Origin of the sequence: Rhodococcus sp. 14-2496-1d (genome assembly GCF_002259365.1) — a bacterium.
In the GTDB taxonomy this organism is placed as follows: Bacteria; Actinomycetota; Actinomycetes; order Mycobacteriales; family Mycobacteriaceae; genus Rhodococcoides.
Map to the genome: position 1 here is coordinate 1 of NZ_NPFV01000049.1, position 664 is coordinate 664.

Sequence of the window (664 nt, forward strand, 5' to 3'; positions counted from 1 at the left end):
GCGTTCCTTCTTCCCGCGCGGATCTTTCGGGCACAAGGTGTCGGCCATCTCCTCGAGCAACTGCCACGCAGCGGCAGCTTCCGGGGCGGTCAACTCCGCCCGGATCCGGGCCAGTTCCCCGGCCGGGGTGTAGGTGACGGTCCGGAACCTCTTCGCGAACTCGCGTAGTGCGGCAGCTTCCTCGGGGGCGGCCCGCAGCAGGATGTCCCAGATCTCCTTCTCGAGCGGACCCGGTGACAACCGGTGGGCTGCCTCGACGACCTCGGCTTCGACGGAGGTGACGATGTCGTCGGAGAGGTTGTCGAGGATCCGGCACACCGTCCGCACCCGCGGAAGGTCGACCTCCCCGCCCTCGAATGCTCTGCGTAACAGGGGCAATCGCGTGTGCAAGGCGACGGCGATGGACACGTACGATTCGGCGACCGTCGCCGAGCACCCCAACGCGACGGCCAATTCGGTGCGCCCGTACCGGCTGTAATGCTTGTGTTCGGCGTCGAGGGTGATCCAGCTCCGATGGACCTCGTAACAGGCGGTGATTTTCCGGGCGGCCTGCCGATTCTCCGCACACGCGGCAGCGGTCAACGCCTCCAGTGACACAGCTGGCAGTGCACCCATCTTTCACCCCCCGGTGAGCAACATTTCAGAACGTGCGTTCGAACTGAAA

The 664-nt window shown here is 65.5% G+C and carries 1 protein-coding gene; it reads right to left on the bottom strand.

The genetic code is table 11. The features are described 5' to 3' along the window. A partial coding sequence (locus CH296_RS28325; protein WP_143546469.1) for a DUF222 domain-containing protein occupies nucleotides 1–615 on the bottom strand: 615 nt, incomplete at its 3' end. Between the last annotated feature and the right edge of the window lie 49 nt (nucleotides 616–664).